Annotated in this window: 18 protein-coding genes; 6 read left to right on the top strand and 12 right to left on the bottom strand. The window is 72.7% G+C overall.

Annotation, left to right across the window (positions count from 1 at the left end):
* Positions 1-22: 22 nt before the first annotated feature.
* A complete protein-coding gene (locus ACFYZZ_RS15900) occupies positions 23-883 on the top strand; it encodes a Bax inhibitor-1/YccA family protein (RefSeq protein WP_389175908.1) in 861 nt (286 codons plus the stop codon).
* A 78-nt stretch (positions 884-961) separates the two neighbouring features.
* On the opposite strand, the gene ACFYZZ_RS15895 is transcribed toward ACFYZZ_RS15900, so the two are convergent.
* Entirely contained in the window at positions 962-1,192 is a 231-nt protein-coding gene (locus ACFYZZ_RS15895) for a DUF4287 domain-containing protein (protein WP_020940491.1), read from the bottom strand.
* Positions 1,193-1,291: 99 nt separating this feature from the next.
* On the opposite strand from ACFYZZ_RS15895, the gene ACFYZZ_RS15890 reads away from it, so the two are divergent.
* Complete coding sequence (locus ACFYZZ_RS15890; protein ID WP_389175906.1) at positions 1,292-1,603, top strand: hypothetical protein; 312 nt, start codon at positions 1,292-1,294, stop codon at positions 1,601-1,603.
* Positions 1,604-1,605: 2 nt separating this feature from the next.
* Here the strand turns inward: ACFYZZ_RS15890 and ACFYZZ_RS15885 are convergent, their stop codons facing one another.
* The 3 genes from ACFYZZ_RS15885 to ACFYZZ_RS15875 form a co-directional block, all read right to left on the bottom strand.
* Positions 1,606-2,418, bottom strand: coding sequence for a hypothetical protein (locus ACFYZZ_RS15885; protein ID WP_389176861.1), 813 nt, complete (start codon positions 2,416-2,418; stop codon positions 1,606-1,608).
* Between the two features lie 298 nt (positions 2,419-2,716).
* The gene (locus tag ACFYZZ_RS15880) at positions 2,717-3,937 is read right to left on the bottom strand and encodes an acetyl-CoA C-acetyltransferase (protein ID WP_389175905.1); all 1,221 of its coding nucleotides are present in this window, start codon (positions 3,935-3,937) and stop codon (positions 2,717-2,719) included.
* Positions 3,938-4,182: 245 nt separating this feature from the next.
* On the bottom strand, positions 4,183-5,202 hold the full coding sequence (locus ACFYZZ_RS15875) for an SGNH/GDSL hydrolase family protein (protein WP_389175903.1): 1,020 nt from the start codon (positions 5,200-5,202) through the stop codon (positions 4,183-4,185).
* 163 nt (positions 5,203-5,365) lie between these two features.
* On the opposite strand from ACFYZZ_RS15875, the gene ACFYZZ_RS15870 reads away from it, so the two are divergent.
* A complete protein-coding gene (locus ACFYZZ_RS15870) occupies positions 5,366-6,757 on the top strand; it encodes a cystathionine beta-synthase (protein ID WP_389175901.1) in 1,392 nt (463 codons plus the stop codon).
* A gap of 339 nt (positions 6,758-7,096) precedes the next feature.
* Here ACFYZZ_RS15870 and ACFYZZ_RS15865 read toward each other — a convergent pair whose 3' ends face one another.
* Entirely contained in the window at positions 7,097-7,927 is an 831-nt protein-coding gene (locus ACFYZZ_RS15865; RefSeq protein ID WP_389175899.1) for a helix-turn-helix transcriptional regulator, read from the bottom strand.
* Positions 7,928-8,073: 146 nt separating this feature from the next.
* Here ACFYZZ_RS15865 and ACFYZZ_RS15860 point away from each other — a divergent pair, with 146 nt between their 5' ends.
* Positions 8,074-8,835 (top strand): SDR family oxidoreductase, encoded by a 762-nt coding sequence (locus ACFYZZ_RS15860; RefSeq protein ID WP_389175898.1) that lies wholly within the window; start codon positions 8,074-8,076, stop codon positions 8,833-8,835.
* 424 nt (positions 8,836-9,259) lie between these two features.
* Here the strand turns inward: ACFYZZ_RS15860 and ACFYZZ_RS15855 are convergent, their stop codons facing one another.
* Together ACFYZZ_RS15855 and ACFYZZ_RS15850 are read right to left on the bottom strand one after the other, a co-directional pair.
* Positions 9,260-10,861 (bottom strand): SulP family inorganic anion transporter, encoded by a 1,602-nt coding sequence (locus tag ACFYZZ_RS15855; RefSeq protein WP_389175896.1) that lies wholly within the window; start codon positions 10,859-10,861, stop codon positions 9,260-9,262.
* Between the two features lie 20 nt (positions 10,862-10,881).
* A complete protein-coding gene (locus tag ACFYZZ_RS15850) occupies positions 10,882-11,556 on the bottom strand; it encodes a carbonic anhydrase (protein WP_389175895.1) in 675 nt (224 codons plus the stop codon).
* A 235-nt stretch (positions 11,557-11,791) separates the two neighbouring features.
* Between ACFYZZ_RS15850 and ACFYZZ_RS15845 the strand changes: the two genes are divergently transcribed.
* Together ACFYZZ_RS15845 and ACFYZZ_RS15840 are read left to right on the top strand one after the other, a co-directional pair.
* Positions 11,792-12,700, top strand: coding sequence for a MurR/RpiR family transcriptional regulator (locus tag ACFYZZ_RS15845; protein ID WP_389175893.1), 909 nt, complete (start codon positions 11,792-11,794; stop codon positions 12,698-12,700).
* A gap of 149 nt (positions 12,701-12,849) precedes the next feature.
* On the top strand, positions 12,850-13,434 hold the full coding sequence (locus ACFYZZ_RS15840) for a hypothetical protein (protein WP_389175891.1): 585 nt from the start codon (positions 12,850-12,852) through the stop codon (positions 13,432-13,434).
* A gap of 7 nt (positions 13,435-13,441) precedes the next feature.
* Here the strand turns inward: ACFYZZ_RS15840 and ACFYZZ_RS15835 are convergent, their stop codons facing one another.
* From ACFYZZ_RS15835 to ACFYZZ_RS15815, 5 genes are all read right to left on the bottom strand, one after another.
* The gene (locus tag ACFYZZ_RS15835) at positions 13,442-13,816 is read right to left on the bottom strand and encodes a hypothetical protein (RefSeq protein ID WP_389175889.1); all 375 of its coding nucleotides are present in this window, start codon (positions 13,814-13,816) and stop codon (positions 13,442-13,444) included.
* Positions 13,817-13,826: 10 nt separating this feature from the next.
* A complete protein-coding gene (locus ACFYZZ_RS15830; protein WP_389175888.1) occupies positions 13,827-14,318 on the bottom strand; it encodes a roadblock/LC7 domain-containing protein in 492 nt (163 codons plus the stop codon).
* Between the two features lie 31 nt (positions 14,319-14,349).
* Positions 14,350-15,168 (bottom strand): transcriptional regulator, encoded by an 819-nt coding sequence (locus ACFYZZ_RS15825; RefSeq protein ID WP_389175886.1) that lies wholly within the window; start codon positions 15,166-15,168, stop codon positions 14,350-14,352.
* The gene (locus tag ACFYZZ_RS15820; protein WP_389175884.1) at positions 15,165-15,554 is read right to left on the bottom strand and encodes a hypothetical protein; all 390 of its coding nucleotides are present in this window, start codon (positions 15,552-15,554) and stop codon (positions 15,165-15,167) included. The genes ACFYZZ_RS15825 and ACFYZZ_RS15820 overlap by 4 nt, the downstream gene beginning before the upstream one ends.
* A 179-nt stretch (positions 15,555-15,733) precedes the next feature.
* A complete protein-coding gene (locus ACFYZZ_RS15815) occupies positions 15,734-17,107 on the bottom strand; it encodes a diaminopimelate decarboxylase (RefSeq protein ID WP_389175882.1) in 1,374 nt (457 codons plus the stop codon).
* Positions 17,108-17,120 lie beyond the last annotated feature (13 nt).

Here is a 17,120-nt window from a genome sequence, read left to right as displayed (position 1 = left end):
ACGGTGGCCATGGAGGAGTGAAATGAGGAGCAGCAACCCGGTCTTCTCGCGACGGGGGTTCAGCCGCGACAACGGCTACGCCGGCTTCAACACCGCAGCGCAGGCCGGGTACGCACAGGGCAACCCGTACGCGCAGAACCCCTACGCCCAGAACCCGTACGGCCAGCAGAGCGTGCAGTACGGCGCCCCGCCGCAGGCCCCGGCCACCACCGGCCGGATGACGATGGACGACGTCGTCACGCATTCGGCCCTCACGCTGGGCACGGTCGTCGTGGGCGCCGTCCTCGCCTGGGTGCTGCTGCCGGTTTCGGCGACCAGCTACGGTCTCGCCTTCGGCGCCGGCATCGTCGCGATGGTCCTGGGACTGGTGCAGAGCTTCAAGCGCACCCCGTCGCCCGCGCTCATCCTGGGCTACGCCGCCTTCGAGGGCGTCTTCCTCGGCGTCATCAGCGAGATGTACAACAGCCGCTGGAGCGGCGCACCCTTCCAGGCTGTGCTCGGCACCATGGCGGTCTCGGCCGCGACCCTGCTGATCTACAAGGCCGGCTGGATCCGCGTCACGGCCCGCTACGCCCGTATCGGCATGGCCATCGCCATCGCCTTCGTCCTCGTCATGGCGGTCAACCTGCTGCTGGTCGCGTTCGGCGTCGCCGAGAACGGCGGCCTGCGCAGCATGGGCCCGCTCGGCGCGATCGTCGGCATCATCGCCATCGTGCTCGGCGCGTTCTTCCTGACCCTCGACTTCAAGCAGATCGAGGACGGCATCGCCTACGGCGCCCCGCGCAGCGAGTCCTGGTTCGCCGCGTTCGGCCTCACCATGACCCTGGTGTGGATCTACGTGGAGATGCTGCGGCTGGTGGCGATCTTCAGCAACAACGACTAGCCGACACGCCGGTCGTACGAGAGAGGGTCCCGGGTTCGCCCCGGGGCCCTCTCGGCGTCTCGGGGGGGCTTACGGGTCTCAGAGCAGCTTGCGGGCTGCCCTCCTCAGGTCGTACTCGTGGACGATCGCCTTCGCGTGGCCGTACGCGAGGTCATACTCGTGCCGGAGCCAGCTGACCTTCTCCTCGAAGCGGAACAGGGCGGGGCCTTCTTCGACGGTGCGCAGCCAGTCGGAAACCTCACGACCGGTGCAGTGGGGGATGCGGGCGAGCAGATTGCGGTGGGTCTCCTCGGAGAAGAGCTGGGACATCGGCGCCTCCGAACGCAAAGGGGATGTAAGCCGGTCCTTCACGTCACCGTGCCTGAGCGTTCGCGTATTGGCAACAGTGCGGCGCGTTACGCTCGGCGCGTGGTTGATACGACGCCCTTGACCCGAGCAGTGGATCACTTCGCCGACCGGTTGCGGGCGGCCCCGCAGAGCCGGCTCCAACGCGGCGCCGCGGCCGAGGCCTTGGCCGTGGCCAGGGAACTTTCCCGGCGGGCACAGCTGCTGGAGGAGCCCGGTACGGAGCCCCGGGAGATGCCGGACGCCGGGATGTTCGCGGCCGCCGACCAAATCATGGTGGCCGGGCACGACTTGGCGGTGCTGCTGGAGAACGCGGACCAGGTCGCCGAGGCCGTGGAGCTGGTGGAGGAGGCCCGCAAAAGAGCCGGGGTCTGACGTCAGAACGACGCGATGACGCGGTCGGCCAGGATGTAGACCGTGTCCTTGCCGCAGGCGAAGGTCAGGGTGTAGGCGCCCGAGATGCCCGAGCCGCCGAGGAGGTACGGGGTCTCGCCCTCGCGGAGAGCCGCCGCCAGGCGCTCGGCCGTCTCACGGTGGCCGGGGGTCATGCACAGGGTCGTGCCGTCGGCGAAGACGTAGACGTCGAGGGTGCCGAGGGGGCCCGGGCGGACGTCGGACAGCTCGACCTGGTCGGCGGCCAGCTGCTCCAGCGTGGTCACCGTACGCTCGTGGTCGTTCACGGCAGGCGACTGCACCGGGACGAAGTCGGGGTGCGAGGGGTGGCGGCGGCGGGCCGCGGCCAGTTCGGGGGAGTCCGTGGGGGTGCCTCCCTGGACGAAGTCCTTGGGGGAGAACTCGTCGGCCTCGGTGGACGGCTCGGACACCGGCTCCAGCGGCTCCAGACCCGCGAAGTCGGCCTGCCGGGGCAGGAACAGGTCGCTCTCGGGCAGGCCCAGCAGGGAGGGAGCGTCGGAGGCGTCGCGGGCCTCCTGGGCGGCCCAGAACGCACGGGCCTCGGCCAGCTCGCGCTCACGCTCCTCGGCGAGCGCCTCGGCCACGGCCGCGCGTATCTCGTCCGTGTCGGTGGCCGTGCGGGCCGCGGGGAGCAGCGCGCCCAGGGCTGCGGCCTGGTTCTCGGCGAGCTGGGCCTGCAGCTCCGTGAGCTGGCGGCGCAGCTTCAGGACGGTGCGCAGGACGGCGACGCCCACGGCGCCCGTGGCGACCGTGGTGAGCAGCAGGGCGATCGGCATGGCGCTCACTGACGTACTCCCAGGTTCAAAGTCGACCCCCGACTTCCTACATCAGCTTGAAGGGCGGACTAAGCAGCTGTCAGTGCGTAACGTCACGAAACGGACAGGACTTTGGGCTTGAGGTTTCGCCCGTCACCGCGCTGACCTGCGCTGACCTGCAGTGATACCCCCAGCGAGGGAGATAGGTCACATCCTGGGGGAGATTGGATCACAAAAAGACCCAGAACCCGGGTGTTTTCCGGGTTCTGGGTCGTTTCCTGACCTTCCGTACCCGCTCGGCTACCGAGGGTGGATCAGGTCAGCTGAGGCGCTCGATGACCATGGCCATGCCCTGGCCGCCGCCGACGCACATCGTCTCCAGGCCGAACTGCTTGTCGTGCCACTGCAGCGAGTTGATGAGCGTGCCGGTGATGCGGGCGCCGGTCATGCCGAAGGGGTGGCCGACGGCGATGGCGCCGCCGTTGACGTTCAGCTTGTCGAGGTCGATACCGAGGTCACGGTAGGAGGGGATCACCTGGGCGGCGAAGGCCTCGTTGATCTCGAACAGGTCGATGTCGTCGACGGTCAGGCCGGCGCGCTGCAGGGCCTGCTTGCTCGCCTCGACCGGGCCGAGGCCCATGATCTCGGGGGAGAGGCCGGAGACGCCGGTCGACACGATGCGGGCGAGCGGGGTCAGGCCCAGCTCGCGGGCCTTGGTGTCGCTCATGATGACCAGCGCGGCCGCGCCGTCGTTCAGCGGGCAGCAGTTGCCGGCCGTGACCAGGCCGTCCGGGCGGAAGACCGGCTTGAGGCCCGACACGCCCTCCAGGGTGACGCCGGGGCGCGGGCCGTCGTCCTTGCTGACGACCGTGCCGTCGGGGAGGGTCACCGGGGTGATCTCGCGCTCCCAGAAGCCGTTCTTGATGGCTTCCTCGGCGAGGTTCTGCGAGCGGACGCCGAACTCGTCCATCTCCTGGCGGGTGACGCCCTTCCAGCGGGCCAGGTTCTCGGCGGTCTGGCCCATCGAGATGTACGCGTCCGGGACCAGACCGTCCTCACGCGGGTCGTGCCACGTGGTGCCCTCCTGCTCGGCGACGGCGGCGGTACGGGCCTCGGCCTCGGCGAAGAAGGGGTTGTGCGTGTCCGGGAGGCCGTCGGAGCTGCCCTTGAAGAAGCGGGACACCGTCTCGACACCGGCCGAGATGAAGACGTCGCCCTCGCCGGCCTTGATGGCGTGCAGGGCCATGCGGGAGGTCTGCAGCGAGGAGGAGCAGTAACGGGTGATCGTGCAGCCCGGCAGGTGGTCCATGCCCATCTGTACGGCGACGATGCGGCCGAGGTTGTGGCCCTGCTCGCCGCCGGGGAGGCCGCAGCCGAGCATCAGGTCGTCGATGTCCCGCGGGTCCAGCTCGGGGATCTTGGCGAGCGCCGCCTGGATGATGGTGGCGGTCAGGTCGTCGGGGCGCAGGTCCTTGAGGGAACCCTTGCCGGCGCGGCCGATGGGGGAGCGGGCGGTCGAGACGATGACGGCTTCGGGCATCACGGCTCCAGTGGGCGTTCGGATGTTTGGCGGGCCGGTTGGGAAGTTACCCGTACGTATGGCCCAGGTCACCGGTGTCGTGGTGTGACACTGGCCGCAATTTACTAAGCGCTTGCTTGGCGGTGGCTGGCCTCCCTGGGCGCTCCCGCCCCCTGGACCCCCGGCCTATGCCCACCCACCACCCGTCTCGGTGGGCAGAAAAGCGAGGTAGGAAACGGGGGTCTGGGGGCGGAGCCCCCAGACGGTCACGAGGACGGAGTTGCAGGCTCGGCCTCGGGTACGCGGCGGCGCCGCCTGCGCTTGAGCAGTGCCCAAGGCCCCCGCGGACCGGTTGGCATCGCCGCCGTGACCTCCGTGCCCGCCTCCGACGCCGCCTCGGCCGCAGCCCGTGCAACCGGCAGGAAGCCCTCGCGACGGAACACGTCGGGCCGCTCCTCCTCCGCCGGCCACAGCCCCAGCGCCGCACACACCGTGGGCAGTATCGCCATCGCCGCCGTCGCGTACCCCTCCGCCGAGGGGTGGTAGTTGTCCGGCCCGAACAGCTCCCGCGGATTCGCCTCGAACTCGGGCCCGAGCAGATCACCGAGCGACACGGTCCGCCCGCCCTGCTCCACCACCCCGATCGTCTGCGCCGCCGCCAGCTGCCGCGAGGCCCGCCGGGCCAGCCACCGCAGCGGCTGCTGCACCGGCTCGATGGTGCCGAGGTCGGGACACGTGCCGACCACCACCTCCGCGCCGGCCGTGCGCAGCCGTCGTACCGCCGCCGACAGGTGCCGTACCGAACGCGTCGGCGGCATCCGGTGCGTGACGTCGTTCGCGCCGATCATGATCACGCAGATGTCGGGGAGTGGATAGGGGGACGAGAGCACCAGCGCCACCTGGCGGTCCAGGTCGTCCGACTGCGCCCCCGGCAAGGCCACGTTCCGCAGCTCCACCGCGCGCTCGGCCACCGCGGACAATCCCGACGCCAGCAGCGCTCCAGGTGTCTGTCCCGCCCGGTGCACCCCCTGTCCGGCCGCCGTCGAGTCGCCGAGCATGCACAGCCTGAGCGGCGGTTCACCGGGGAGGTCGTACGAGGTGCCGTACACGCCTTCGGCCACCGGCACCCGTCCGCCGCTGCCGTTGCCCACGTGGCGCCGGGCCAGCCGCACCTCCGCCAGTAACAGGCCGACGGCGGCTGCCCCGACCAGCCCGACCCCGCCACCGCCGTACGCCGCTCCGGCCGCGATACGCCGGGCCACTCTCGCCCTCGACATGCTCGTCATGCGTCGCCGCCACCTCCTCGTAGCCGTACATCCACTCCTTGCCCCGTACAGCCCGTGCGTCAATCTCAACGGGGAGTGAACGCCCGCCCCACGTCACCCAGGGGCCTTAGGCTGGCGGGACCACAGACGACCACTGTTTTTTTGCAAGCAACCGGAGACAACGGTGCAATTCCACGACTCGATGATCAGCCTCGTCGGCAACACCCCGCTGGTGAAGCTCAACAGCGTGACCAAGGGCATCCAGGCCACCGTCCTGGCCAAGGTGGAGTACTTCAACCCGGGCGGCTCCGTGAAGGACCGCATCGCCCTGCGCATGATCGAGGCCGCCGAGCAGAGCGGCGAGCTCAAGCCGGGCGGCACCATCGTGGAGCCGACCAGTGGGAACACCGGCGTCGGGCTCGCCATCGTGGCCCAGCAGAAGGGCTACAAGTGCATCTTCGTGTGCCCCGACAAGGTGAGCACCGACAAGATCAACGTGCTGCGGGCGTACGGCGCGGAGGTCGTGGTCTGCCCGACCGCCGTCGCTCCTGAGCACCCGGACTCGTACTACAACGTCTCCGACCGGCTGGTCCGCGAGACGCCGGGCGCCTGGAAGCCCGACCAGTACTCCAACCCCAACAACCCGCTCTCGCACTATCACTCGACCGGCCCCGAGCTGTGGGAGCAGACCGAGGGGAAGATCACCCACTTCGTGGCGGGCGTGGGCACCGGCGGCACCATCTCCGGCACCGGCCGCTACCTGAAGGACGTCAGCGACGGCAAGGTCAAGGTCATCGGCGCCGACCCCGAGGGCTCGGTCTACTCCGGCGGCTCCGGCCGGCCGTACCTGGTCGAGGGCGTGGGCGAGGACTTCTGGCCCACCGCCTACGACCGGACCGTGGCCGACGAGATCGTCGCCGTGTCCGACAAGGACTCCTTCCAGATGACCCGGCGCCTCGCCAAGGAGGAGGGCCTGCTGGTGGGCGGCTCCTGCGGCATGGCCGTCGTGGCCGCGCTGGAGGTCGCCGAGCGACTGGGCCCGGACGACGTCGTCGTCGTGCTGCTCCCCGACAGCGGGCGCGGCTACCTCAGCAAGATCTTCAACGACGAGTGGATGGCCGACTACGGCTTCCTGGAGGACGAGGGCCCCAGCGCCCGCGTCGCCGACGTCCTCAGCGACAAGGAGGCCGGCTCCATCCCGTCCCTGGTGCACATGCACCCGGAGGAGACCGTCGGCCAGGCCATCGAGGTGCTGCGCGAGTACGGCGTCTCGCAGATGCCGGTCGTCAAGCCGGGCGCCGGCCACCCGGACGTGATGGCCGCCGAGGTCGTCGGGTCGGTCGTGGAACGGGAGCTGCTGGACGCCCTGTTCAACAAGCGGGCCTCGCTCGACGACCCGCTGGAGAAGCACATGTCCTCCCCGCTGCCCCAGGTCGGCTCCGGCGAGCCGGTCGGCGACCTGATGTCGGTGCTGGGTTCGGCGGACGCGGCGATCGTCCTGGTCGAGGGCAAGCCGACCGGAGTGGTCAGCCGGCAGGACCTGCTGGCCTTCCTGGCCAAGGGCGGGAACAAGTAGCAAACCTGCGGTGTACTGCCCGTGGCCGCGGCGAACTTGCGGTGACCGTTCCCGATCGAGCGGTTTCGGAAGTGGTACGAGCGTGTCACGTGCGCGCAGCACCCGCTTAACACGGGTCAGGCAGATTAGTGGGTGTCGGCAGGGCGGGAGCGGCTCCCCGCCCCGGCCGGCGCCGAACGGCGCCAAGGACCTCCGGAGCGGCTCCCGGACCTCCATGGACGCCTAGGACGCGCAAGCCCGGCCCTGACCCGGCCCGCGTCCCTCGCGGGGACCGCCGTCGTCCCGCCCCCCGGTAACGGGGGTGCGGCGGTCCCCGCATTATTTTCTTCAGCATTTTCCTCAGCGGGCGTGGTCCGATTCCCAACTGCCCAGCAGTGCCAGGCGCTCCGCCGTCTCCGACCCCGGCTCAGGGGTGTACACCACGATCGTCTGCTCCGGGTCCGCCGGGACGGTCAGCGTCTCGTACGGGAGGGTGAGCAGGCCCACCACGGGGTGCCGGACGCGCTTCACGCCGTACGCGCACTCCTTGACCTCGTGGTCGGCCCACAGCCGGCGGAAGTCCTCGCTCTTGAGGGAGAGTTCGCCGACCAGGGCGCACAGCGCGGCGTCGTCGGCGTACCGGCTCGCGCCGATGCGCAGGTTGGCCACGGTCTGGGCGGCCACCGCGGCCCACTCGGGGTAGAGGTCCCGGGCGGCGGGGCCGAGGAAGACCTGGCGCGGCATGTTGCGTTCGTCCGGTGCCATGCGGCTGAAGCCGCCCACCGCGTCGCCGAGCGCGTTCCAGGCGAGCACGTCCATGCGGCGGCCCAGCACGAACGCGGGCGTCCGCTCCATGCTGTCCAACAGCAGCTGTACGCCCGGCCGTACCCGGGGCGCGGCCGGACGGCGCTCGCGGCGCCCGCGCGGCCGGGCCACCGTACGCAGGTACGCGTGCTCGGTCTCGTCCATGCGCAGCACCCGCGCGATCGCGTCCAGCACGGCGTCCGAAACGCTCGGGCCCCGGCCCTGCTCCAGGCGGATGTAGTAGTCCACGCTCACGCCCGCGAGCTGCGCCACCTCCTCGCGGCGCAGGCCCGGTACGCGGCGCCGCCCGTGCACGGGCAGCCCCACCTCCTCGGGCTGGATGCGGGCGCGGCGCGAGCGCAGGAAGTCTCCGAGGTCCCCGTCCATGGGGTCGATCGTAGGGGAGCGGCGGTCTCCCAACCTGGTACTGGCAGACCCAGGAAAAGCGCATCCCTGGGTACGGCCGCCGGACCCGGCGAGCGTGGTGCCAGCCGCCGGGGAGACGCCCCGGCACCCGACCGGGGAGAACACCCATGTCGTACGAGAACCTGTCCGGCCGTACCGCCGTCGTCACCGGAGCCGCCAGCGGCATCGGCGAGGCCGTCGCCCGGCAACTGGCCGCGCAGGGCGCCCGGGTGGCGCTGCTCGCCCGGCGCGCGGACCGGCTGGAGACCGTCGCCGGGAAGATCCGGGCCGAGGGCGGCGAGGCGCTGGTGGTGGCCGCGGACGTCACCGACGACGCGTCCGTCGAGGCCGCCCGGGACCTGGTCCACGAGACCTACGGGCCCGTCGACCTCGTCGTCAACAACGCCGGGGTGATGCTGCCGAACCCCGTCGACGACGGCCGGCTCGACGAGTGGCAGCGCATGCTCGACACCAACGTGACAGGCGTGCTGCGGGTCATCCGCGCCTTCACCGCCGACCTGGTCGCAGCGGCCGCCGAGGGCCGCACCGCCGACCTGGTGAACGTGTCGTCCATCGGCGCCCACGTCACCTTCCCCAACTACGCGGTGTACGGCGCCACGAAGGCCGCCGTCACCTACCTCTCGCAGTCCCTGCGCACCGAGTTGGGGCCGCGCGACGTACGGGTCACCAACATCGAGCCGGGGCTCACGCAGACCGAGCTGAAGGCGCACGTCGGCAACGCGGAGCTGTCCGGGCAGCTGGACGGCATGCTCCAGGCGATCGGGAGCCTTGCGGCGGCGGAGGTCGCGGACGTCGTCGCCTACGCCACCAGCCGCCCCCGGCACGTCAACCTGCGCCAGATCATGGTGCTGCCGACCCGGCAGGCCTGAGCCCGGTGACGTCGGTCCTCTCAGTCGTCTTGGGAGTACCGATGTCACCGGGCTCACGCGAGTCCAGTGCGCTCATGCGGTTCACCGCCGGGGAGCGGTCGCGTTCACCGCACTGGGGACAACCGTTCCTGGACAGTGAGCGGGAGTGAACCCGAGCACTGGCACGCCCCGAACGGTCTTGGGCGCACTGGTCGTCCGCTTTCGCAACCGGGCGGCGACACGGATCCCGTCCGTGGTCCGGCCCCGGAAGGGCGGAGTCCCTCACGACCTGGCCATATGAGCACGGCCAGAGGCGACGGGGAAGCCCTGAACCATCTCGCTGGTGGAGCAGGGGCCCCGCACGCTGGACCGCACCCGGCGTCCCAGATCGCACGCTCACGCTACGCCGTTGCCCCTCCGGCACCGCAAGCCAGCGAGCCGACCATCACACGATCGAGTTACCGGCGAACAGTTGGCGCTCACCGATGCCGCTGGCGTTCGCGGCCGTGAGCACCCCGCAGGACTCCAGGACCCTGAGGTGGTCCAGGTCCACCCCGCTGATCCGGACGTCCACGCCCCGCCCGCGCAGCTCGGCGACCGCCTCCTTCAGCGCCAGCGCGCCGGTCGCGTCCACCGCCGTGAGACCGGACAGCCGCAGGTCGACCGCCGAGACCCCGTCGTGCAGGTCGGCGAGCCCGCACCGGAAGCGGTGGGCGGCGGCGAACAGCAGCGGGCCGTCGAACCGGTAGGTCACCGTGCCCGCCTCGCCCGGCAGTTCGTCGGCGGCGGCCGGGGTGAGCCGGGTGCCGCGCATCGCCGCGCGCAGCGCCAGCAGCACCGAGACGCCGAGGCCGATCAGCATCGCCCGCACCAGGTCCAGGGCGAGCGTGGCACCGGCGGTGAGGACCAGCACCAGCGCGTCGCCGCGGGTGGCCCGGGCCATCGCCCGTACCGCGTCCCGCTCCACCATGCGCACGGCCGTCGCCAGCAGCACCCCGGCCAGCGCGGCCAGCGGGATGCGGCCCACCAGCGGGGCGGCGACCGCCGCGATCCCGGCGAGGATCACCGCGTGCGCGAGCGCGGCCAGCCGGGAGGCGGCGCCGGTGCGGACGTTGACCGCCGTGCGGGCGATGGCGCCGGTGGCCGGGACCCCGCCGAACAGCGGGGCGGCGAGGTTGGCGATGCCCTGCCCGAACAGTTCCTTGGACGGGTCGTGCCGTTCGCCGGGCCGCATCCCGTCGGCGACCGACGCCGACAGCAGGGACTCCAGTGCGGCCAGCGCGGCCACCGCGGCGGCCGGGGCGAGCAGGGAGGGGAGACGGGAGAGGTCCAGGAAGGAGAGGGAGGGCGCCGGCAGGGACGCGGGGAGGGTTCCGATGCGGGTGACGGACAGGTGCAGCGCCTCGGCCGCGCCGGTGGTCGCGGCCACCGCGACGAGGGAGAAGGGCACGGCCGGCCTCCAGCGGGCGCCGGCCAGCACGAGCGCCGCCGCGCCGGCCGCGAGCAGCAGCGCCGGCCAGTGCGGGACGCGCCCGAACTCCCGCGCCGCCCGGGCGGCGACCACGGCGACCTGCTCGCCGTGCGGGGTGGGCACGCCGAGCGCGGCCGGCACCTGCTGGAGGGCGATCACACAGGCGATGCCGAGGGTGAAACCGGCGGTCACCGGCGCGGGGACGTACGCCATCGCCGCGCCCGCCCGGGCGAAGGCGAGGAGCAACAGCAGGACGCCCGCCATCAGGCCGACAGTGAGGACGCCGTCGGCGCCGTAGCGGTGCACGATCGGCACGAGGACGACGGTCATCGCGCCGGTCGGGCCGCTGACCTGGCGGGCGCTGCCGCCGCACAGCGCGGCCAGCGCACCGGCGACGACCGCCGTGGTCAGCCCGGCGGCGGCACCGAGTCCGGAGGTGACGCCGAAGCCGAGGGCCAGGGGCAGGGCGACGACGGAAACGGTCAGCCCGCACAGCAGGTCGCGGCGCGGGGACCGGGTCATGGAGCGGAGGTCGGCGGGGGAGGGCAGGACGGACCGGGCTCGGTTCAGGTTCATGGCTTCTTCGGGGGGTGGGTTCAGGGCAGCAGGGACACGAGCCCCGTGTCGAGGTCGGAGCGGGCGGCCACGACGTGGGCCGAGGTGAAGGCCGGGTCGGCGCGGATCGCGTCCCGGACCCAGACCGTGTGGGCGCGCATGGTGTGCTCGGCCCAGTCGCCGGTCAGCGCCCGGGTGCGGCGGGCGGCGGGGGCGATCTCGTCCACCAGCAGTTCCAGGTGGCCCGGCACCGGCGCCCCCGTGCGCAGATGGTCCAGCGTGGCGGCGACGGCCCCGCAGCGCTCGTGCCCGAGCACCAGCACCAGCGGGACGGCCAGCTCCTGGACGCCGTACTGGATCGAGCCGAGCACGGCCTCGTCCAGCACCTGGCCGGCGGTCCTTATGCACAGCACGTCGCCGAGTCCGAGGTCGAAGACCAGCTCCGGCGGCACCCGGGAGTCGATGCAGCCGACGATCACCGCGAACGGGTGCTGTGCGGCGGCCAGCAGGTGGCGCCGGCCGGGGCTGTCGTGCGGGTGGCGGGGGTGGCCGGCGGCGTGGCGGCGGTTGCCCGCGAGGAGTTCGTCGAGGGCGGTGTGCGCGGTGTGCGCGGTGCTCGGAGGGTGGGGACGGGGACGGGGGGCGGCCGTCGCCGGGGCGGCGGTCAGGGCGGTGACGGCGGCGGCCGTCAGGAAGGCCCTGCGGTTGGAGGTCATGACGCTTCCTCAGGAGTCTTGCCAGTAGCGCACGTTCACCGTAAGCAGCCGTGCCGTCACCCTGAGTGTCGGTTTAACGACACTTGGCTGTTTCGTCGTCGGATCATCGCCACGGCGATACCGCCCCTTGCCCGGCTGCATAACCTCATGCAGAGTTCTTGGTGTGTGAATAGCCGAGGGGGGTCCAGCCTTGCTGTCGTACGCTCGCAGCGTCGGTCTGGAGGGGGAGCACGGCATGAGCGTGGACAGGAGTACCGGTGTGACGTCCGAGGCGACGACCGAGGTGGCTTCCGAGGCCATGTCCGCTGTGGCGGACAGCCCGGCCGCCCGGCTGCAGGTGCTCTTCGAGGGGCGCCGGCTCACGCCCACCCAGCGCCGCATCGCGCACAGCATGGTGCGCCGGGCCGCCGACGTGCCCTTCCTGTCCAGCGTGGAGCTGGCCGAGCTGGCCGGGGTCAGCCAGCCGTCGGTGACCCGGTTCGCGGTCGCCCTCGGCTTCGACGGCTATCCCGCGCTGCGCAAGCACCTGCGCGAGGTCGTGCCCGCCGAGCCGGCCGCGGAGGCGGGCTCCTTCAACGAGTACCAGCAGGCCGTCGAAGCGGAGATCGAGAATCTCAAGCACCTCGCGGAACTGCTCGCCGACCCCCGCCCGGTGCAGCGGGCCGGCCGGGTCCTGGCCGCCTCCCGCCCGCTGCCGGTGCTCGGGCTGCGCGCCGCCGCCTCCCAGGCGTACGGCTTCGCGTACTTCGCCGCCAAGGTCCACCCGGACGTCCGGCTGCTCAACGAGGGCGGCACGATGATCCACGACCGCATCGACGCGGCCGTCCGTGCGGGCGCCTCCGCCCTGCTGTGCTTCGCGCTGCCCCGGCATCCGCGCGAGGTCGTCGACACCCTCGCCTACGCCAAGGAGGCAGGCCTGACCGTCGTCACGGTCGCCGACTCCGCCTTCGCACCCGTCGCCAAGTACTCCGACCTGCTGCTGCCCGCCGCCGTCGGCACCGGGCTCGCCTTCGACACGGCGTGCGGGCCCATGCTGCTCGGGCGGGTGCTGCTGGAGGCGATCTGCGACGACCTGCCGGAGGCCCAGGCCCGGCTGGAGGAGTTCGACACGCACGCGGCGGCCCGCGGACTGTTCGTCGAATAGGCGGAAGAGGCCGAAGAGGCCGAAGAGGCCGAATAGATCGAAGAGGCCGAAGAGGCTGAACGGTCAGGCGCGCTCTCAGACTCGTCTCACCTTCGCTCGTTACCGTGCCCGGCCGACAGCACTGTGCCGGAACGACGAGGAGGCGGATCGTGGCGCGTGGAGGACAGGGGCTGGCCCGGGTGGCCGTCGTCGTACGGGCCGGGGCCGCACCGCTGTGGTGGTTCGGGGTGTTCGCCGCGGGGATCGGGGTCCTGCTGCCCGGGGTGACCGGGCGCCGGATCGGCGTGCTCGCGGGGGCCGCGCTGTTCCTGATCACCGCCGCCGTCGTGGCGCTGGTCCGGCGCAGGCGGTACGCCGCCCTCGCCCGCGGGGCCGCCCGTGCGGGCAAGTTCGACGTCCTTCAGGACCGGGCGGTGACCGTGCGCACCTGGCGCCGGGGACACCGCTGGTGGCTGCTGCTCGCCTTCGCCGTCGCGTTCGGCAGCTCCTTCGCCGTGCCCGCGGCCGGGGGCATGCTGCTCGCCGGGGCCGGCACCGGGCTGCGGCTGAAGGCCGCCTGGCTCGGGCGGCGCGAGCGGGCCGAGGACACCCTGCTGTGGGTGCGGGTCGACTGGCTCGACCGGCGGGGCGGGAGCCCGGCGGGCACGGCCGTCAAGGGCCTGCGCGGCACGGGCCTCGCGGCCGGCGACGCGGCTCCGGGCGGAACCCGCCGCCGCGCCGCGGCGCTCGTCTGACGGGCCCCTAGACCTCCAGGTCCGCCTCGATCTTCTTCAGCTGGTGGCGGGCCATCGCCAGGTTGGCCCGGGCGGAGTCCAGGACCAGGTAGAGGAACAGGCCGTTGCCGCCGCGGCCCTTGAGCAGGCGGATCAGGTGGTACTGGTCCGACAGCGTGATCAGGATGTCCTCGATGTCGCCCTTGAGGCCCAGGTGCTCCATCGTGCGCATCTTGGCGCGGATCACGTCCGTGTTGCCGGCGGCGGCCACGTTCATGTCGAAGCCCTTGCTGCCGCCCATCGCGCCCAGCGCCATGCCGCTGGTGTAGTCGACGAGCGCGACGCCGGTGGCGCCCTCGATGGAGGTCAGCGCCTCTTTCAGTGCGGTTTCGGAGTTGGCCATGGTGGTCCTCTCAGCTGTCGGTTGCGGTGCGCGCCTCGGTCGTGGTGCGTGGCGCGCGCGGTGTTCTGGTCCGTGGTGCGGGTGCGGCCTTGGTGGCCGGCCGGGTGGCTGTTGCGGCGGCTTCGGCGGCGTCGAGCAGTTCCCCGACGAGGGCGGCCGAGCGGCGGCCCTCCAGATGCAGCCGGCCGACGTTGACCCGGTCCTGGGCGAGCAGCGTCAGCACGGCGGTGCGGCCGGCCGCGTAGGTGGCGACGTAGCCGTTCTCGCCGCGCACCAGCAGTTCCCGGAAGCCGGCGTTCCCGGTGGCGTCGGCCATCCGTACGGCGATGCCGAGCGCGGCCGCGGTGAGTGCCGCCAGCGCCTCCGGGTCGACACCGGGGGTGTCGTGGGCGACGGCGAGACCGTCGACGCCGGCCGCGAGGGCGCCGGTGAGCTGCGGCACGCGGGTCCGCAGCCGACGCAGCTCGTCCAGGACGGAGTCGAGGTCCTGTGCGGACACCATCAGCTCTCTCCTCTCGGCGGGTTGGTGCCGTTCAAAGCGCCTCCAGCGCATCCCTGAGCCTCTTCAGCAGCGCGATGTCGGGGTCGGTGACCGTGAGCGGGGGAGCCGGGGGGACCGGCGGCGGGGCGGGGGCCACGGGTATCGGCCTGAGGAGTCCGGCCGCCGCGAGGCGGCGTACGTCCACCAGCGTGTGGAACGCCTGTCTGCCCAGGTCGCGGGCGATCTCCGGGGCCGTGCGGACGCCGTCCACCCGGTCCAGGACCGCCTGCCGGCGGGGGGTGACCGGCGCCGGCGCGGCCGGGTCGGCGCGGATCAGCGGCGCGTTGTCGGCCGCCGGGTCCGGCCACAGGCGGTGCAGCAGCAGCCGGCGGCGCAGCGTCTCGCGCTCCAGCGCGATGACCGGAACCGAGGGCAGCGGGCCGAGGCGGGGCGCGCGGGCGTACCGGAAGCGGCCCGGGGCGCTGCTCGGCGACAGGGCGAAGTACCCGGCGTCGTACAGCGCGTCCAGGTGGCACAGCTCCAGCGCGCCCTCCGGCAGCAGCCCGGCGTCCAGCAGCAGCCGGGCCGCGTCCGCCGGGCCGTCGGCCTGCGCGGCAGCCCGCTGCCAGGCGGTCGTGGCCAGGGTGCCGTGGGCCGTGAGGAGCACGTCGAGACCTGGGGCATGGGGGCTCTCGGCGTGCACCACCCGGCCCTCGGCGAGGTGCAGGGCGCCGTGCTCGCGGACGAGGATGCCGGTGGCCTGCTCCTCGGCGAGCCGCCGGAGCATCGGGGACAGTGCGCCCGCCGTGCGGTCCCGGGCCGCGGCCTTGTCCCGCACCGGCAGCGGCGGAGGCGTTTCGACCATCGTCATCCCAGCACCAACCGGGCGGCCATCTCGCCGAGCCGGATCCGGGCGAGGGCGAGATTGCCCTCCGCCCGGCCCAGCCACAGGTGCAGGAAGACGCTGCTGTCGAAGGACGTGTCCACGAACCGCAGCAGGTGGTAGCTGTCGTGGTTGCTGACGATCACGTCCTCGACGGGCGGGCCGACGTCGTCGCCGTCCCCGGCCGCGAAGGCGCCGTGCTCGGCGGCCAGCCGGGCCAGTTCGGCGGCCTCGGCCGCGGTGGTCTCGTGGTCACCGCCGGGGGCGTCCCCGACGGTGCCCAGGGCCAGTCCGCTCGTCCAGTCCACCAGGGAGGCTCCCCGGGCACCGGGCAACCGCATCGCTTCCAGCAAGCACTCGTCGATTCCGGGCACCCTGGCTTTCCTCCCGCCTGTGACTCCGGTTGAGTGACAGGGACACTACGCACCGTGTGTGCGAGAGGTGAGTGCTTTGGCATTTTCCGGTGGAACATGCGTCCGGCGTACTAATGTGGGTCAACTGACGGCTGCTTCCGGGCAGTTGACCCAGTTGTTCGAGATGCGCCCGGGGTGCGTCAACGGCTCCCGGACGCGCGCAGGGTGGTGAGTGCGGACGCATGCGCCCCGCCGGACTCGGCCACGACCTCCGCCACGGTCTGCGGCTCCCGCACGGTCGCGAAGGCCACACCTCCCGTGCCGTCGGGCGTGAAGCCGTAGATCCCCGGGCGGGCGAGGGAGTTGTAGGCGTAGTGGTGGGCGAAGTAGTACGCGCCCGTGTCCAGCGCCGCCGCGTAGTCGCCCTGCTCCAGCAGGGGCAGCGTGCGGCCCTCGGCGAGCAGGTCGCCCGAGAAGCAGGCCGGGCCGGCCACGTCCTGCACCACCTCGGGGCCCGACCGGGGCCGCCCCTTGGCGTCGTACGCGGCGATCCGCAGCGGCCACGCCCCGGGCGCGTACACGGTCCGCGTGGCCACCTGCACGCCCGCGTGCGTCACCGCGATCCGCCGCCCGCCGGAGCGTTTGGTGTACTCCACCCGCGCCACCACCGTGCCGTGCCTGGCCAGCAGCGACCGCCCGAACTCGGTCACCAGTCCGTACCGCCCGTCGAACAGCCCCGGCACCTCCTCGGCCAGCAGCCGCGCGTACTGCGCGTACGTCGGCGCCGTCGCCTCCGCCGTGAAGTCGACCGGCAGCCCGCCGCCGATGTCGAGCGTGTCGATCTGCCGTCGCCCGATCCGCGCGTTGATCTCCTCCGCGAGCGCGTACGTCTCCGCCACGCCCCGCGCCAGCAGCGACAGCGGGATGCCCTGCGAACCGGTGTGCGCGTGCAGCCTGGTCAGCCACGGCCGGTCCGCGTACGCCCGCACGACCCACTCCCGGGCCCCCTCGTCGCGCAGCGCCACCCCGAACTTGGAGGTCTCCGTCGCCGTCGAGGTCGCCCCGATGGTGCCGCCGCCGATCTGCGGGTTGACCCGGATGCCGAGCGGCGACCGGCCGGGGGTCGACCCGACGAGGGCGTCGAGCCGGTCCAGCTCCTGCGGGTTGTCCGCGTTGACGGCGACGCCCAGCGCGAGCGCCTCGCGCAGCTCGGCCGGGGTCTTGGCGGGCGAGTCGAGCACCGTCCGGTCCGGCGGCACCCCCGCCGCCCGTGCCAGCGCCAGCTCGCCCGGGCTCGCCACCTCCGCGCCGATGCCTTCCTCGTGCAGCAGGCGCAGCACCGGCACCAGCGGGGTCGCCTTCACCGCGAAGGCGTGCAGCACCGGCGTCCCCGGCGCCGTGACCGCGTCGAACGCCGCCCGCAGGGCCGCCGCCGACTCCCGGATGCCGGTGACGTCCAGCAGCGCCACCACGGCCGCGTCCGGCCCCAGCAGCCCCTGCTCCACCGCGCCGCGCACCGCCTCGTCCCGCCGGGCGGCCCGCTCCCGGGCCTCGCTGTCGGTGTCCTGGTCCACGACCTGTCCTCCT

The sequence above is a fragment of the Streptomyces sp. NPDC001816 genome (assembly GCF_042892235.1).
Lineage (GTDB): Bacteria > Actinomycetota > Actinomycetes > Streptomycetales > Streptomycetaceae > Streptomyces.
Note: the sequence above shows the minus strand (reverse complement) of the source record. Positions and strands in the feature narration are given on the sequence as shown.

Excerpts from the sequence above, each read along its gene's own strand:
- ACFYZZ_RS15900 (WP_389175908.1), top strand. The coding sequence starts at position 23 with ATGAGGAGCAGCAACCCGGTCTTCTCGCGACGGGGGTTCAGCCGCGAC.
- ACFYZZ_RS15895 (WP_020940491.1), bottom strand. The coding sequence starts at position 1,192 with ATGTCCCAGCTCTTCTCCGAGGAGACCCACCGCAATCTGCTCGCCCGC.
- ACFYZZ_RS15885 (WP_389176861.1), bottom strand. The coding sequence starts at position 2,418 with ATGCCGATCGCCCTGCTGCTCACCACGGTCGCCACGGGCGCCGTGGGC.
- ACFYZZ_RS15880 (WP_389175905.1), bottom strand. The coding sequence starts at position 3,937 with ATGCCCGAAGCCGTCATCGTCTCGACCGCCCGCTCCCCCATCGGCCGC.
- ACFYZZ_RS15875 (WP_389175903.1), bottom strand. The coding sequence starts at position 5,202 with ATGACGAGCATGTCGAGGGCGAGAGTGGCCCGGCGTATCGCGGCCGGA.
- ACFYZZ_RS15865 (WP_389175899.1), bottom strand. The coding sequence starts at position 7,927 with ATGGACGGGGACCTCGGAGACTTCCTGCGCTCGCGCCGCGCCCGCATC.
- ACFYZZ_RS15860 (WP_389175898.1), top strand. The coding sequence starts at position 8,074 with ATGTCGTACGAGAACCTGTCCGGCCGTACCGCCGTCGTCACCGGAGCC.
- ACFYZZ_RS15855 (WP_389175896.1), bottom strand. The coding sequence starts at position 10,861 with ATGAACCTGAACCGAGCCCGGTCCGTCCTGCCCTCCCCCGCCGACCTC.
- ACFYZZ_RS15850 (WP_389175895.1), bottom strand. The coding sequence starts at position 11,556 with ATGACCTCCAACCGCAGGGCCTTCCTGACGGCCGCCGCCGTCACCGCC.
- ACFYZZ_RS15845 (WP_389175893.1), top strand. The coding sequence starts at position 11,792 with ATGAGCGTGGACAGGAGTACCGGTGTGACGTCCGAGGCGACGACCGAG.
- ACFYZZ_RS15835 (WP_389175889.1), bottom strand. The coding sequence starts at position 13,816 with ATGGCCAACTCCGAAACCGCACTGAAAGAGGCGCTGACCTCCATCGAG.
- ACFYZZ_RS15830 (WP_389175888.1), bottom strand. The coding sequence starts at position 14,318 with ATGGTGTCCGCACAGGACCTCGACTCCGTCCTGGACGAGCTGCGTCGG.
- ACFYZZ_RS15825 (WP_389175886.1), bottom strand. The coding sequence starts at position 15,168 with ATGACGATGGTCGAAACGCCTCCGCCGCTGCCGGTGCGGGACAAGGCC.